General features: G+C 64.4%; 12 protein-coding genes and 1 tRNA gene. 6 read left to right on the top strand and 7 right to left on the bottom strand.

What is annotated here, in order from left to right:
• Positions 1 to 90: 90 nt before the first annotated feature.
• The gene (locus tag E1B25_RS02710) at positions 91 to 987 is read left to right on the top strand and encodes a LysR substrate-binding domain-containing protein (RefSeq protein ID WP_132827126.1); all 897 of its coding nucleotides are present in this window, start codon (positions 91 to 93) and stop codon (positions 985 to 987) included.
• Positions 988 to 1,479: 492 nt separating this feature from the next.
• On the opposite strand, the gene E1B25_RS02705 is transcribed toward E1B25_RS02710, so the two are convergent.
• From E1B25_RS02705 to putA, 3 genes are all read right to left on the bottom strand, one after another.
• Positions 1,480 to 1,884: a GFA family protein gene (locus E1B25_RS02705; RefSeq protein ID WP_132827125.1), complete on the bottom strand. Its 405-nt coding sequence runs from the start codon at positions 1,882 to 1,884 to the stop codon at positions 1,480 to 1,482.
• Entirely contained in the window at positions 1,881 to 2,621 is a 741-nt protein-coding gene (locus tag E1B25_RS02700; protein WP_132827124.1) for a rhomboid family intramembrane serine protease, read from the bottom strand. Before E1B25_RS02700 ends, E1B25_RS02705 begins: the two co-directional genes overlap by 4 nt.
• A gap of 96 nt (positions 2,622 to 2,717) precedes the next feature.
• Positions 2,718 to 6,140, bottom strand: coding sequence for a bifunctional proline dehydrogenase/L-glutamate gamma-semialdehyde dehydrogenase PutA (putA, locus tag E1B25_RS02695; protein ID WP_132827123.1), 3,423 nt, complete (start codon positions 6,138 to 6,140; stop codon positions 2,718 to 2,720).
• 116 nt (positions 6,141 to 6,256) lie between these two features.
• Here putA and E1B25_RS02690 point away from each other — a divergent pair, with 116 nt between their 5' ends.
• From E1B25_RS02690 to E1B25_RS02680, 3 genes are all read left to right on the top strand, one after another.
• The gene (locus E1B25_RS02690; RefSeq protein WP_132827122.1) at positions 6,257 to 6,745 is read left to right on the top strand and encodes an Lrp/AsnC family transcriptional regulator; all 489 of its coding nucleotides are present in this window, start codon (positions 6,257 to 6,259) and stop codon (positions 6,743 to 6,745) included.
• 95 nt (positions 6,746 to 6,840) lie between these two features.
• Positions 6,841 to 6,925 (top strand) — tRNA-Leu (locus E1B25_RS02685).
• A gap of 97 nt (positions 6,926 to 7,022) precedes the next feature.
• Positions 7,023 to 7,415, top strand: a complete 393-nt coding sequence (locus tag E1B25_RS02680) for a rhodanese-like domain-containing protein (RefSeq protein ID WP_132827121.1) — start codon at positions 7,023 to 7,025, stop codon at positions 7,413 to 7,415.
• Positions 7,416 to 7,506: 91 nt separating this feature from the next.
• Here E1B25_RS02680 and E1B25_RS02675 read toward each other — a convergent pair whose 3' ends face one another.
• The gene (locus E1B25_RS02675; RefSeq protein WP_132827120.1) at positions 7,507 to 8,265 is read right to left on the bottom strand and encodes an alpha/beta fold hydrolase; all 759 of its coding nucleotides are present in this window, start codon (positions 8,263 to 8,265) and stop codon (positions 7,507 to 7,509) included.
• A 115-nt stretch (positions 8,266 to 8,380) separates the two neighbouring features.
• Between E1B25_RS02675 and E1B25_RS02670 the strand changes: the two genes are divergently transcribed.
• Positions 8,381 to 8,752 (top strand): hypothetical protein, encoded by a 372-nt coding sequence (locus E1B25_RS02670; protein ID WP_132827119.1) that lies wholly within the window; start codon positions 8,381 to 8,383, stop codon positions 8,750 to 8,752.
• Between the two features lie 62 nt (positions 8,753 to 8,814).
• Here the strand turns inward: E1B25_RS02670 and glyA are convergent, their stop codons facing one another.
• Entirely contained in the window at positions 8,815 to 10,110 is a 1,296-nt protein-coding gene (gene glyA, locus E1B25_RS02665) for a serine hydroxymethyltransferase (protein WP_132827118.1), read from the bottom strand.
• Between the two features lie 165 nt (positions 10,111 to 10,275).
• Here glyA and E1B25_RS02660 point away from each other — a divergent pair, with 165 nt between their 5' ends.
• Positions 10,276 to 11,037: an NAD kinase gene (locus E1B25_RS02660; RefSeq protein WP_132827117.1), complete on the top strand. Its 762-nt coding sequence runs from the start codon at positions 10,276 to 10,278 to the stop codon at positions 11,035 to 11,037.
• A gap of 212 nt (positions 11,038 to 11,249) precedes the next feature.
• Here the strand turns inward: E1B25_RS02660 and E1B25_RS02655 are convergent, their stop codons facing one another.
• Both E1B25_RS02655 and prpE read right to left on the bottom strand, forming a co-directional pair.
• Complete coding sequence (locus tag E1B25_RS02655) at positions 11,250 to 12,692, bottom strand: amidase family protein (RefSeq protein ID WP_132827116.1); 1,443 nt, start codon at positions 12,690 to 12,692, stop codon at positions 11,250 to 11,252.
• A gap of 85 nt (positions 12,693 to 12,777) precedes the next feature.
• Positions 12,778 to 14,670 carry a propionate-CoA ligase PrpE gene (prpE, locus tag E1B25_RS02650; protein ID WP_132827115.1) on the bottom strand — a complete coding sequence of 631 codons (1,893 nt, stop codon included), beginning with the start codon at positions 14,668 to 14,670 and terminating at the stop codon, positions 12,778 to 12,780.
• Positions 14,671 to 14,972 lie beyond the last annotated feature (302 nt).

Here is a 14,972-nt window from a genome sequence, read left to right as displayed (position 1 = left end):
CCTTCTGTCAATAAGATCCAACTTTGACAGGTCCCGCGCCTTCAGGAAATTCGTATTTTCGCAACGGTGCGTTCGTGCTAGACGAAGGCCATGAAAATTGACCTGGTGGATTTGCGCCTGTTTGTACACGTCGCGGAGTGTAGCAACCTGACCCATGGGGCGGGCCGCGCCTTTCTCTCGGTGTCAGCCGCAAGTGCGCGGATCAAAGCGATGGAGCGTGAGACGGGGCAGCAATTGTTTCTGCGTGGCAACCGCGGGATCAGCCTGACATCTGCGGGCGAAGTGTTTTTGCGCCAAGCGCGGTTGGTGCTCCGACAGATGGATTTTCTGGCGGATGAAATGTTGAATGCGGAAGTCGGGCATATTCGTCTGTATGCCAACACGACCGCAGTAACCGAATTCCTGCCCGAGATCCTTGCCCTGTTCTTGTCAGACAGGCCAGGCGTGACCGTTGATCTTCAGGAGCGCCTGACCAACGATATTATTCGTTCGGTCGTCGATGGCTCCGCAGATATGGGGATCATCTCGGGCGAGGTTGGCAACGACGGCCTTGAAGCAATTCGGTTTTCCACGGATCGCCTGATGCTTGCCGTGCCAAACAATCATCCGCTTTCCAGTCATGACCGGGTGCAATTCCGTCAAACGCTCGACTTTGAACATATCGGTTTGCACGAAGGCAGTACGTTGTTGGACTTTCTACGCCATCAGTTCCGGCGCAATGGATACAACCGGACCTTGCGTATTCAGGTCCGGAGCTTCGAGGCGATGTGCAGGATCATCGAGGCGGGCGTAGGGATCGGTATTGTCCCGGAATCGGCAGCGCGTCGTCATGTTCAAACCATGGATATCAAGCTTTTGGAATTGGAGGACGACTGGGCCTTGCGAGACCGCTCTGTCTTGGTCAGAAGCCGGAAAAGCTTACCAAGGTCGGCGCTGACTTTGATTGAAATGCTGATCAAAACCGGCGCTGGTGGTGGACGGCCTTGAGGGGAACTATCAGAGGTTCCTGGTTTGACGCCATGCAAGGAGCCGGCCGGGCGCTGTCATAAAACCGGTTGAGGCGGGGGGCATTCCTTCCGGGTCAATTCGTCGGGCCGAAACTGCCATGGTTTGGTTGTCGGCCCTCGAGAGCGGTCCTTGCCAGATACGAGCGTAAAACATGGCGGATCATCTGCCCTACCCCTGCTGCCGATGAGTAGGTGCAGCGGGCCATTTGAACCGAGATGCGGAATGTTGACTTCAGCGTTGCAGTTCTTAATGAATGGAATTTCGTCATAGAGTATCCTCCAGATTATCACGTTTGAAACCGACGCCGCCTGAAACATCTGCGGCACCGGTGGCACGATAACCAACTGGGGTTAAACGGAGATTTTGCCGGAATGGGGCCTTATGAGACAGCGTGATATGCAACCCATACCCCTCCGGCAGCGATATTTGCGGTGAAAGGAAAACGGGGCGCGCCGGAGGGCGGGCCCTTTATTATTTTGTGCGGTCGCAGGAGTGGTTGACGCCATCGGTCCAAGGGATAGCGGTGAAATCGCGCGGGTCTATGCCTTCGATACAGCCGATGTTGATGCCGCATTCCGCCGGGTTCGAGCGCCGCTGGTGGTGGGTGTAGATGCCGCAGGTCTTGCAGAAATAGTGTTTCGCGGTCTGCGTGCCCCAGGTGTAAAGGCCGAGGTTGTCGGCGCCTTGCAGCAGTTTGACGCTGGTCGTGGTGGCGGTGACGGCCCCCGGGCCCCGGCGGCGGCAGATCGAGCAGTCGCAGCGTTGGGCCGAGGCCAGCCCTTGCGGCAGAAAAGCCTCGATCACCACGGCGCCGCAGTGGCAGCTTGCGCGGCGGGTTTCGGGGGCGTCAGGCAGGGTCCGGTTCGGTCGTGTCATCGGCGGGGCACCCTTGGGATATGGCTGGCGCTGAGTTTGTAGCGGGCCTGCGGGCGTGGCGGCTGGCCGTGGGTGCGGCCCCAGAACCGGGGCCCGCCAAGGCGCAGCCAGAGCGGTACGGCCAGCACGATCCCGACCGCGAAGCCGCCGGCATGGGCCCAATAGGCCACGCCGCCGCCATTGGGATCGGCGCTGAGCCCGCCGAGGAACTGCATCCCCAGCCAGAGCCCCAGCATCAGCCAGGCCGGGATCGCGAGGATGCGCACGAAGATCACCAGAATGATCAGGATATCCACCCGCGCCCTGGGAAAGAGCAGCAGATAGGCGCCCATCACCCCGGCAATGGCGCCCGAGGCCCCGACGGTGGGCACCGGGGATCCGGGGGCGGCGAGAAAGTGGATCACCCCGGAGCCGATGCCGCAGGCGAGGTAGAACAGCAGGAACCGGACATGGCCCATCTCGTCTTCGAGATTGTCGCCAAAGATCCATAGAAACAGCATGTTGCCAGCCAGATGCATCAGCCCGCCATGCAGGAAGGTTGAGGTGAGCAGGGTCTCAAAGCCGCTGCCTTGGCTGATGCGGGCGGGGATCAGGGCCCAGTGCAGGAAGACATCGCGCAGCACCTGTTGTTCGGGCTGGCCGATATAGGTGAGGAAGATGCCGGTATTGAGCGCCATCAGGGCGTAGACGACATAGGGCGTGCGCCCTGATGGGTTGTGATCGCGGATTGGCAGCATGGCGCGAAGCTGCGGCCAAACCGGGGCGGCGTCAAGCGCGGAAACCGGTTGCGCGCCTGACCTTGTTGGACCTGACCGTTGGCCGGTTGCCCGGCGTCAGCCCATGCCACCGAGCAGCGCGGCGTTGCCCCCTGCGGCGGTGGTGTCGACGCAGACGTGGCGTTCGCCCATCACCCGGGCGCGGTCGGGCAGGCCGGGGATCAGCGGCAGGATCGGACCGGCGCGTAGCGCGAGCGCCTGCTCGAGTGCGCGCGCGGTTTCAGCGTCGCCCCACCAAAGCACGCCGCCGATGCCGTCCAGATGCGCCAGCCGCTCGGGGGCGAGCTGGCCGGTGGCACGGATCGCCTGACCACCAAGGGCGCGGACCGCGTCGGCTTGTTCGGTGGCGGCCTTATCGCCGGGGCCGAGGCAGAGCAGTGGCGGGCGCGGGATCAGGGACAGGCGGTTCGATTCCCCGGTCGGGCCGGGCAGGGTGGCGGGATCTGGTCGCAGGGCATCGCCCTCGGGCGCGGGCAGATCGGCCATCGTGTCGGGCCAGTCCTGCGCGCTGTGCTGCCGGTCGGGGGCGCAGAAGCGGGGCATGTAATGCGGCCCGCCCGCCTTGGGGCCGGTACCCGACAGCCCCTCGCCGCCGAACGGTTGGCTGCCGACGATGGCACCGATCTGGTTGCGGTTGACGTAGATATTGCCCGCGTGCAGCCGCTCGGTCACATGTTGCACGCGGTCGTCGATCCGGGTTTGCAGCCCGAAAGTGAGGCCATAGCCGGTGGCGTTGATGGCGTCGATCACACGATCCAGATCGCGGGATTTGAAGCGGGCGACGTGCAGGACCGGGCCAAAGATCTCGCGATCCAGATCGGCGATGCCGTTGACCTCGATCAGGGTGGGGGACACGAAACAGCCGTCGGAGGGGACCGGCAGCTCTTTCAACAGCCGTCCCTCGGCGCGGGCGCGCTCGATATGGGCGGTGATCCCGGTCTGCGCCTCGGCGTCGATCACCGGGCCGAGATCGGTGGAGAGAGACCACGGATCACCGAGGGTGAGCGCCGCCATCGCGCCCTTGAGCATGACCAGCAGGTCGTCGGCCACGTCCTGTTGCACATAGAGGCAGCGCAGGGCGGAACAGCGCTGGCCAGCGGACTGAAAGGCGCTCTCAACGATGGCCTGCACTGCCTGTTCGGGCAGCGCGGTGCTGTCCACGATCATGGCGTTGAGGCCCCCCGTTTCGGCGATCAGCGGTGCGCCGGGGGCGAGGTTGTCGGCCATGGCGCTGCGGATCAGGCGCGCGGTGTCGGTGGAGCCGGTGAAGGCAACACCATCGACGCGGGGATCTGAGGTTAACGTCGCCCCCACCGCCCCGGCACCGGGGAGCAGTTGCAGTGCACTGCGCGGCACGCCCGCCTGATGCAGCAGGCTGGTGGCGAAATGGGCGATCAGCGGCGTCTGTTCGGCGGGTTTGGCCAGCACCGCGTTGCCGGTCGCCAGCGCGGCGGCAATCTGTCCGGTGAAGATGGCGAGCGGAAAGTTCCACGGGCTGATGCAGGTAAAGGTGCCCGCAGGGGTGCCGGTGGGGAGGGTGGCGGCGTAGTAGCGCAGGAAATCGACCGCCTCGCGCAGTTCGGCCACCGCATCGGGCAGGCCCTTGCCCGCTTCGCGCGCGACGAGGGTAAAGATCTCGCCGAAATGCGCCTCGTACAGATCGGCGGCGCGGTTCAGCACCTCGGCGCGCTGCTTTGGGGGGGCATCCCAGATCCGGGCGCTGGAGAGGGCGGTTTCGATATCGGCGGCGCTGGCCCAGGCGATGGTGCCGGGGCTGTCCTCGGGGCGGGCCGGGTTGTGGATCGGCTGCGGATCCTCTGGCGCGGCTGGCCCGGCAAGGAGCGGCGCGCCGTGCCACTGCTGCGTGGCGAAAGGCGCGCGGGCCTGCTCGATGGCGCTGAGCGTCGGTGCATGGGCGAGATCGAAGCCGCGCGAGTTGCGGCGTTCGGGCTGGAACAGGTCCGCGCCGCTGGGCAGCGGTGCGGTGGCAAGCTGTAGCGCGTCGAACGGGCAGGCGGCGACCACCTCGGGCGGCACATCCTCGTCAACGATCTGGTTGACAAAAGAGCTGTTGGCACCGTTTTCCAGCAAGCGGCGCACCAGATAGGCGAGCAGGTCGCGATGCGCCCCGACCGGGGCATAGATGCGGCAGCGGGTCTTGTGTTGGCCCATCACCAGCGTGTGCAGCGTCTCGCCCATGCCGTGCAGGCGTTGAAACTCGAACGGGTGATCGGTGTCGAGATTGGCGGCCATATGCAGGATGGCGCTGACGGTGTGGGCGTTATGGGTGGCGAACTGCGGATAGATCCGGTCGGTCATGCCCAGCAGTTTGCGCGCATTGGCGATATAGGAGATGTCGGTCGCCGGTTTGCGGGTGAAGACCGGAAAGCCCTCCATTCCCGCGACCTGGGCGCGCTTGACCTCGGTGTCCCAATAGGCGCCCTTGACCAGCCGCACCATCAGCTTGCGGTCATGGCGCAGGGCCATGTCATACAGGGTATCAAGCACGAAGGGCGCGCGCGGACCATAGGCCTGAACCACCACGCCAAAGCCATCCCAGCCCGCCAGCGCGGGGTCGGCCAGAACGGTGTCGATCACCCGCAGCGACAGCGACAGGCGATCGGCCTCTTCGGCGTCGATGTTCAGCCCCATGCCTGCGGATTTGGCAAGCAGCGCCAGCGCGCGCAGGCGCGGCACCAGATCCGCCATCACCCGCGCCTCCTGCGCCACCTCATAGCGGGGGTGCAGTGCGGAGAGCTTGACCGAGATGCCGGGGTTGTCGCGGATGTCGGTGTTTGTGCAGGCCTCGGCAATCGCCGTGATGGCGCGGGAATAGGACAGGTGATAGCGCGCCGCATCCGCCTCGGTACGGGCGGCCTCGCCCAGCATGTCATAGGAATAGGTAAAGCCCTTGGCCTCCATCCCGGCGGCGCGTTTCAGGGCGGCGGTGATGGTTTCGCCGAGCACGAACTGACGCCCCATCTCGCGCATGGCGCGCCCGACGGCGGTGCGGATCACCGGCTCGCCCAGACGTTTGATGGCCCCGCGCAGGGCCTTGACCGGGCTGGGTTTTTCATCGTCCAGCACCTTGCCCGTCAGCATCAAGGCCCAGGTCGAGGCATTGACCAACGGCGAGGAGGAGTGGCCCAGATGTTTGCCCCAGTCCGAGGGCGCGATCTTGTCCTCGATCAGCGCGTCGATGGTATCGGCATCGGGCACCCGCAGCAGCGCCTCGGCCAGACACATCAGCGCGACGCCCTCGTCGGTGGAGAGGCCATATTCGGCCAGAAACACCTCCATCAGCCCCGGTGCGGTGCTGGCGCGGATGTCGCGGACAAGCCCGGCGGCCCGATCGCAGATCGCGGCACGGTCTGCAGGAGAAAGCGCGGCGGTGTCGATCAAACGGGCCAGCGCGGCGTCGGGATCGGCATAGGTCTGGGCGTCGATGTGGTGGCGCAGATCGGGCGTGGCGGCGGTCATGGCGATCCCCTGTCGATGTGGGTGAGTATTGGACCTGTATATCGGCAAAATTACGGGACATTCGCCTGTTGATATGTCAATCAAGGTTCATTCGTCTGAAATTTGTGGGGATTGCGATGCAAAACGACTTTACCGCGCTCGACCGGTTTGATCAGGCGATTCTGGCGGTCCTGGCCGAGGATGGGCGGATCTCGATCGCCGATCTGGCGCGGCGGATCGGCCTGTCGAAATCGCCGACGCAGGCGCGGCTGCGGCGGTTGGAGGCCGACGGGATCATCACCGGCTATCGCGCGCTGGTGGACCCGATCCGGCTGGGGCTGGATCACGTCGCCTTTGTCGAGGTGCGGTTGACCGACACCCGCGAGGCGGCGCTGGCGGTGTTCAATGCGGCGGTGTCCCGGATCGGCGAGATCGAGCAAGTGCATCTGATCGCGGGGAATTTCGATTATCTGATGAAGGTGCGCACCCACTCGATGGCCGAATACCGCCGGGTCTTGGCCGAGCGGATCTCGACCCTGCCGCATGTGTCGAGCACCTCGACCTATGTGGCGATGCAGGCGGTGAAGGAGGGCGGGCCACTGGCCGCCGGGGCGATCGAGGGCTGAGCACGCGGAGGGAGTTGAAAATCCCGATTGTACCCTTGCGGGTGGGACGCTAAATCAGGGGGGCTCCGAACGGGGCCGTCGATCCGAGATCGAGCGCGGGCGTGGTGGAATGGTAGACACAAGGGACTTAAAATCCCTAGGGCATAGCCCGTGCGGGTTCGAGTCCCGCCGCCCGTACCAACCCTCTGACCTAAATGTGAATTCCCCCTGATTCTGTGGCCTCTAGCGGGCGCGCGTGCTAGCCTTTGTGCGAGATCGTGCAAACAGGGAGAGCGACATGGCGCTGACAGTGCAGCAGATGATGGAAGCCGCGAATGCGGCGGTGCCGCGGATCGACGGGGCGCGGGCGCAGGAGATGCTGGCGCAGGGGGCACTGTTGCTGGATATCCGCGATGCGCCGGAACTGCAGAAATCCGGTCGCGCGGTGGGCGCGCACCACATTCCGCGCGGCATGTTGGAGTTTCGCGCCGATCCCGCGACCGATTTCCATGACCCGGAGTTGCGGTTTGACCGGCCTGTGGTGCTGCATTGCGCCTCGGGCGGGCGCGCGGCGCTGGCGGGCAAGCTGCTCAAGGATATGGGCTATAGTGAGGTCTATAATCTGGGCGGGCTTGGCGATTGGAAGGCCGCTGGCGGGCCGATGATCGAACCGCTCGACCAGGGGATGTAATCCCGCACACCGCCTTTGGGCCGCGCCCGGCTTTGCGGCGGGGAGCGGTCCGTGCTCAACAGATCATATCACTGCGTCGGTTTGTGGCGGCTCAGGCGTTCAGGAACGCCCGCACCGTGGCCTCGAATTCGCGCGGTTTTTCCGCGTGCAGCCAATGGCCGGCACCAGAGAGCTTGGCAAAGCGCGCATTGGGGAACAGTTCGCGGATGCGCGGGCGGTATTCGGGGCGGATATAGTCCGACTCCGACCCGGCGAGAAACAGCGCCGGGCCGTCCCAGTGGCCGCTGACCTCGGGAAAGGACAGGATCTGGTCCATGTCGGCGGCCAGCGTGTCGAGGTTCAGCCGCCAATGTTTGTCCTTGAGATCGAGCGATTGGGTGAAGAAGCTTTGCAGCGCCTTTTCCACGCCGTGCTCGGCCAGCTGTGCCTCGGCATCAGAGCGTCTTTCGAGCTTGGAGAGATCGACCGCGCGCATCGCCTCGATGAACTGCATCTGCGAATGCGCATAGGGCACCGGGGCGATATCGGCGACCAGCAGCCGGTTCACCGCCGCGCTATGGGTGAGCGCCAGCATCATCGACGCCTTGCCGCCCATGGAATGGCCCAGAACATCGGCGCGTCCGCCGTTGGCGTCGATCACCTTGGCCAGATCCCCAGCCATGTCTTCATAGCGGTGACGTTCGGTCCAGGGGCTTTGCCCGTGGTTGCGCATGTCGACGGTGATGACTTGGCGTTCATCCGACAGGCGTTTGGCGATCACGCCCCAGTTGCGCGCAGAGCCATAGAGCCCGTGAACGATGAGAAGCGGTGGCGCATCGGTGGTAGCGCCATGGGTGATATAGGTCAGCATGGGGCCTGTGATAGCGGCTGGCTGCGCCCTGCGCCAGACCCCACCGGCTCCATTGAGGCCCCCATTGAGGCTAGCCGCGCGCGGCGCTAGGTTGCCCCGGCAGGAGAGGCCGATCATGACCCATGCCGAGATCGAGAACCGGATCGCAGAGATTGCCGAGCTGATGCGCGCCAAGCTGGGCGGGCGCGGTACAACCCTGCGCGCGGTGCTGCGCAAGGCGCGCCCGCAACTGCCGCGCCGGATCCGGTCGCGGGCCAAGCTGCTGGCCGAGGCCGAGCCTTTTGCGCAGCATCCGCAGCTGCGGCTGACGCTGGATGCCGGGGCGCTGGAGCGCGCCGCGAGCGAGGTGGAGGCGCATCTAAAGGCGATTGATCTGGCGGATCGGCGCAAGGGCTGGTGGCTGGGGATGCTGGGCGGGCTGGCCTTTAACGTGCTGCTTCTGACGGCGGTGTTGATCGCGCTGCTGCGTTGGCGCGGCTTCGTCTAGTGTCGGGTAGAAACGAAAACGGCCGCCCGGAGGCGGCCGTCTGAAGCACGTGATCGGCGAGATCAGAGGTTGGGATACAGCGGGAAGCGGGCGCAGAGCGCGGCGACCTCGGCTTTGACCTTTGCTTCGATCTCGGCGTTGCCCTCTTCGCCATCGGCGGCCAGCCCGTCCACCACCTCGATGATCCAGTCGCCGATCTGGCGGAATTCATCCTCGCCAAAGCCGCGGGTGGTGCCGGCGGGCGAACCGAGCCGGATGCCACTGGTCACGGTCGGCTTTTCAGGGTCGAACGGAACGCCATTCTTGTTGCAGGTGATATGGGCCCGCTCCAACGCCTTTTCGGTGGCGTTGCCCTTGACGCCCTTGGGGCGCAGATCGACCAGCAGAACATGGGTGTCGGTGCCGCCGGTGACCAGATCTAGCCCGCCCTTCATCAGCTGATCGCCAAGCGCCTGAGCGTTCTTGATCACCTGTTTGGCGTAGACCTTGAAGTCGGGGCGCAGGGCTTCGCCAAAGGCGACGGCCTTGCCCGAGATCACATGCATCAAGGGGCCGCCCTGAATGCCGGGGAAGATTGCCGAGTTCACTTTCTTGGCGATGGTCTCGTCGTTGGTCAGGATCATGCCGCCGCGCGGGCCGCGCATGGTCTTGTGAGTGGTGGTGGTGACCACATGGGCATGCGGGAAGGGCGAGGGGTGCTCACCCGCGGCCACCAGACCGGCGAAATGGGCCATGTCGACCATCAGGTAGGCCCCGACGCTGTCGGCGATTTCGCGCATCTTGGCAAAGTCGATCTGGCGCGGGATGGCCGAGCCGCCCGCGACGATCAGCTTGGGCTGGTGTTCTTTCGCCAGTTCGGCGACCTGATCATAGTCCAGCAGGTTGTCTTGTTTGCGCACGCCGTATTGAATGGCGTTGAACCACTTGCCCGACTGGTTCGGGCGGGCGCCGTGGGTCAGGTGGCCACCGGCATCAAGGCTCATCCCAAGGATGGTATCGCCGGGCTGGATCAGCGCCTGATAGACGCCCTGGTTGGCCTGAGAGCCGGAATTGGGCTGCACATTGGCAAACTCACAGCCGAACAGCTGCTTGGCGCGGTCGATGGCGAGGTTTTCCGCGATGTCGACGAATTGGCAGCCGCCATAGTAGCGCCGACCGGGATAGCCTTCGGCATATTTGTTGGTCATCACCGAGCCTTGCGCCTCCATCACGGCGGCGCTGACGATGTTCTCGCTCGCGATCAGCTCGATCTCGTCGCGCTGGCGACCCAGCTCAAGACCAATGGCCTTGGCGATCTCGGGGTCGCGCTCGGCGAGGGGTTGGGTGAAGAAGCCGGTATCAGGGGTGGGCGCGTTCATGGTCATTCCCATTAGCTGCGGTGGATGGCGGCGTTCCTACTGGAAAGCGGGGCGCGCGAAAAGCCTGTAATGCGACGCTTCGCCAACATGACGCGGCAAGGCTGGCCAAGGCGGGGCAGATGTGCTTGTTTCGGAACCATAGGCGCAGCACTGGAAACTCTTGTCATGACATTGAAAATTGCGTTCCTCGCCGGTCGGGCCCCGGTGGCGCAGACGGCGCGCGCCGATCTGATCGAGATGTATGGCGATGTCCCGCCCGAGGCGGCCGATGTGATCGTGGCGCTGGGCGGCGACGGCTTCATGCTGCGCACGCTGCATGCCACCAAGAACCTGCCGGCCCCGGTCTATGGCATGAACCGGGGGACCATCGGGTTCCTGATGAACGAATATAGCGACGTTGATCTGAAGACGCGGCTGTCCGAGGCCGAGGAAGAGGTGATCAACCCGCTGTCGATGACCGCCAAGGACCAGTCGGGCCAGATCCATCACGCGCTGGCCATCAACGAGGTCAGCCTGCTGCGCGCGGGGCCGCAGGCGGCCAAGTTGCGGATCACGGTTGACGGGCGGCTGCGGCTGTCGGAACTGGTTTGCGATGGCGCCTTGCTGGCGACGCCGGCGGGCTCGACCGCCTACAACTACTCCGCGCATGGGCCGATCCTGCCGATCGGGTCCGACGTGCTGGCGCTGACCGCGATCGCGGCGTTCCGGCCCCGGCGCTGGCGCGGGGCGCTGCTGCCCAAGACGGCACAGGTGCGCTTTGACGTGCTGGAGCCGGACAAGCGGCCGGTGATGGCGGATGCGGATTCCATTTCGATCATGGATATCGACTGGGTCGAAATCCGCTCTGATTCAGCGATCGAGCATCGGATCCTGTTCGATCCGGGGCATGGGTTGGAAGAGCGGCTGATCTCGGAACAGTTTACCTGAGGTAAGGGCGAAAAGGGGCGAAAAAGGGTCGTTTTCGATCTGGATCTGTAATCCGTGTCACAGAAGTGAAACCAAGCGCGGGCTATACTCATGCCAACTGCTAAGCAGTTTGCCGGTCTTGTGAGTGGGGCTGGCCCGGATAGAAGAAAGTCATTCCAATATCGAAGCAGGGCGCGGGATTTCCGCGCCCTTTTTCGTGTCTGGTCTTTGCCTCAGGCGCCGTGCTTTTCCATCTGCGCCCAAAGCGGATCGCACATCTGGCCAAGCCGGTCTTCGATGGCGATACAGGCGTCCACGGCCAGATCTTCGCGCCAGCGGCGGGCGATGATCTGAACATTGATCGGCTGCGGGCCGTTTGGCAGATCGGCCAACCGGGTCGGGACGCAGGCGGCCGGAAGCCCCATGAAGTTCATCGCATAGGACCACAGCGCCGAGCCCAGCACCTCGCGCACGCCCTCGGCACCCTCGGTGTCGCGGTCGGGGGCAAAGAAGGGTTGCGGCAGGAACGGGGCGATGACCAGCGGATATTCTTCGAGGAACAGCGACCAGACCCGGGCATAATGGGTGCGCTTGGCCATCATTTGCATCAGTTCCAGCCCCTCGTAGGGGGCGAATTGACGGAAGTATTCGTCAAAGATCGCCTGCACCGTGTCAGAGCCATGGGCGCGGATATCGGGGCCCATCAGCGCCAGCACCTCGCCCATTAGGGCGCGATAGCCTTCCATCCCGGCGTCGCGCAGCAGCGGCGGGTCGATCTCGACCACATTGTAGCCGGCGTCGTTGAGCGCATCGCGGGCCGCATCCAGCGCGAGGGAGACCTCGGGGTGGAGATCGAATTCATAGGTTTCCTTGGTGAAGCCCACGGTGATCGGCCCCTCAAGCGGGGCGCCGCGCCACGGCAAGGGGATATGGAAGGGATCGCGTGGGTCGGGGGTGATGGCGGTGGGCATCGACAGGTGCAGGTCGCGTGCCGAGCGGGTGATCAGCCCCTGCACCGACATCGCCTGTGCCAGAATCCCGCGTTCGCCGGTCTGGCTGGGGTTATAGGCGGGCACCCGGCCCAGCCCCGGCTTGACCGTGACCGCGCCATTGGCGGCAGAAGGAAAGCGCAGGCTGCCGCCGATATCGTTGCCATGAGCCAAGGCGCCGATCCCGGCCATCACCGCAGCGCCACCGCCACCGGTGGAGCCGCCGGACGAGATGTGATCGCCCCAAGGGTTATGGGTGCGCCCGAACAGCGGGTTGTCGGTGTCGGCGCGAAAGGAAAACTCTGGCGTGTTGGTGCGCCCGATCACCACCGCGCCGGCGGCGTGCAGGTTGTCCACGATGGGGGCATCGCCCGGCGCGATCAGATCCTTGAACGCCGTGACCCCGTTCGAGGTGGCGTGACCGGTCTGGTCGACGTTGATCTTGATGGTGACCGGCACCCCGTGCAGCGGACCGCAGGGCGCGCCGGAGGCGCGGGCCTTGTCCAATGCGCGGGCGCGGGCACGGGCCTCGTCGGCAAGGCTTTCGACCACGGCGTTGAGGCGCGGATTCACCGCCTCCATCCGGTCGATCGAGGCGCCGATGGCGGCCTCGGCGGTGATATCACCCGAGGTAGTACGGGCGGCGGTTTCGGCGGCGCTCAGGCGCCAAAGGCTTGTATCTGACATATGTGCAATCTCCTAGGTTGCGAACCTACGCAGGAGACAGGTGAGTGCAAGCGGAACCGAAGGAATTTCGGTTCCGCCCGTTGTGTCAGCCCTTTTCGTAACCGATGCGGCGCAGAGCGATCCTGATCTCGTCCAGGATCGCGGGATCGTCGATGGTGGCGGGGATCTTGAAGTCTTCGCCATTGGAGATCTTGACCATGGTGGCGCGCAGGATCTTGCCCGAGCGGGTCTTGGGCAGGCGATCAACCACCACTGCCAGTTTGAACGCCGCCACCGGCCCGATTTCCGCACGTACCATATCAACGCATTCGCGGGTGATCTCGGCCTCGGGGCGGTTGACCCCGTTGTTCAGGCACAGCAGGCCAAGCGGCAGCTGCCCCTTGAGATCGTCGGCCACGCCGATCACCGCGCATTCGGCCACATCGGGGTGATTGGCCAGCACCTCTTCCATCGCCCCAGTCGAGAGCCGGTGACCCGCCACGTTGATCACGTCATCGGTGCGCGCCATGATGTAAAGATAGCCATCTTCGTCGATCATGCCGGCATCGCCGGTTTCATAATAGCCGGGGAAATGATCGAGATAGCTTTTGCGGTAGCGGTCCTCGGCGTTCCACAGGGTTTGCAACGTGCCCGGCGGCAGCGGCAGTTTCACCGCCACGGCGCCCAGCGTGTCAGGGCCGACCGGGTCGCCGGCCTCGTCCAGGATCTGCACGTCATAGCCGGGCATCGGCACCCCGGAGGAGCCGATCTTGATATCCATCTCTTCGATCCCGGCGGGGATGCCGGTGATGGCCCAGCCGGTTTCGGTTTGCCACCAGTGATCGATCACCGGCACCTTGAGTTGGGCTTTGGCCCAGTTGATGGTGTCGGGATCGGCGCGTTCGCCCGCGAGGTAGAGCGTGCGCAAGCCGCTGAGGTCGTATTTCTTGACGAACTCGCCCTTGGGATCTTCGCGCTTGATGGCGCGAAAGGCGGTGGGGGCGGTGAAAAAGCTTTTGACCTTATGTTCTGAAATCACCCGCCAGAAGGTGCCTGCGTCGGGGGTGCCGACCGGCTTGCCCTCGAACACCACGGTGGTGTTGCCATGCACCAGCGGCGCATAGCAGATATAGGAGTGGCCAACGACCCAGCCGACATCGGAGGCGGCCCAGAACACCTCGCCCGGATCGACGTTGTAGAGGTTCTTCATCGACCAGTTCAGCGCCACCAGATGCCCGGCGGTGGGGCGCACGACGCCCTTGGGCTGGCCGGTGGTGCCAGAGGTGTACAGGATATAGGCCGGATGGTTGCCTTCGACCGGGACGCAGTCTGCCGGTTCGGCCCCGTACTGAAAGCCGTGCCAGTTATAGTCGCGCCCCTCTTCGAGGCGGGCGACCTCTTGTTCGCGCTGGAAGATGACGCAGAAGTCCGGTTTGTGGGTGGCAGCCTCCAATGCGCCGTCGAGCAGCGGTTTGTAATGCACCACACGGCCGGGTTCGATGCCGCAGGAGGCGGCGATGATCGCCTTGGGTTTGCAATCGTCGATCCGCACCGCCAGCTCATGCGGGGCAAAGCCGCCGAACACCACGGAATGCACCGCACCAAGGCGGGCACAGGCGAGCATGGCTTCCAGCGCCTCGGGCACCATCGGCATGTAGATGATCACCCGGTCGCCCTTTTCCACACCCTTGGCGCGCAGCGCCCCGGCGAGCAGGGCGACACGGTTGCGCAGTTCGAAATAAGAAATCCAGCGTTTGGTGTGGGTGATCGGGCTGTCGTGGATGATGGCGATCTGGTCGCCGCGCCCGGCCTCGACATGGCGGTCGACGGCGTTCCAGCAGGCGTTCACCTTGCCGTCAGAGAACCATTCATAGAGGGGGGCGTTGGCGTCAAACAGCGCCTTGGTGGGCTTCTCGACCCAGTCGATGGCCTCGGCTGCCTCCATCCAGAACCGTTCCGGGTCCTGTTTCCAACGGGCGTAGATATCCTTGTATGCCATGGTATTCCTCTCCCTCAGCGGTAGAACGGTGTTATCGGGGCGGATGGGGCTGCGGCAAGAAAGATCGCAGACGTCGCGTCAGAATATCGCAACAAATTTGCAGAATCGGCAGGGAATGGCCTGCAAAGTTTTGCAAACCAAGAGATATTCGCAAAATTGCGAGAAAAACCCGTTCGGTTTGCAAATCTTGCGCTCGGGCCCGTGCAAATCGCCGGGGCTGGGGATTCGCAGGTCGCGCGGGCAGGGATGTCCTGCGCCGCGCGGTCTGAGTCGCGCCAAATGCACCGGGGCGCGCGCGCCCC

This window comes from Antarcticimicrobium sediminis (assembly GCF_004348975.1).
Classification (GTDB): Bacteria; Pseudomonadota; Alphaproteobacteria; order Rhodobacterales; family Rhodobacteraceae; genus Antarcticimicrobium; species Antarcticimicrobium sediminis.
Note: the sequence above shows the minus strand (reverse complement) of the source record. Positions and strands in the feature narration are given on the sequence as shown.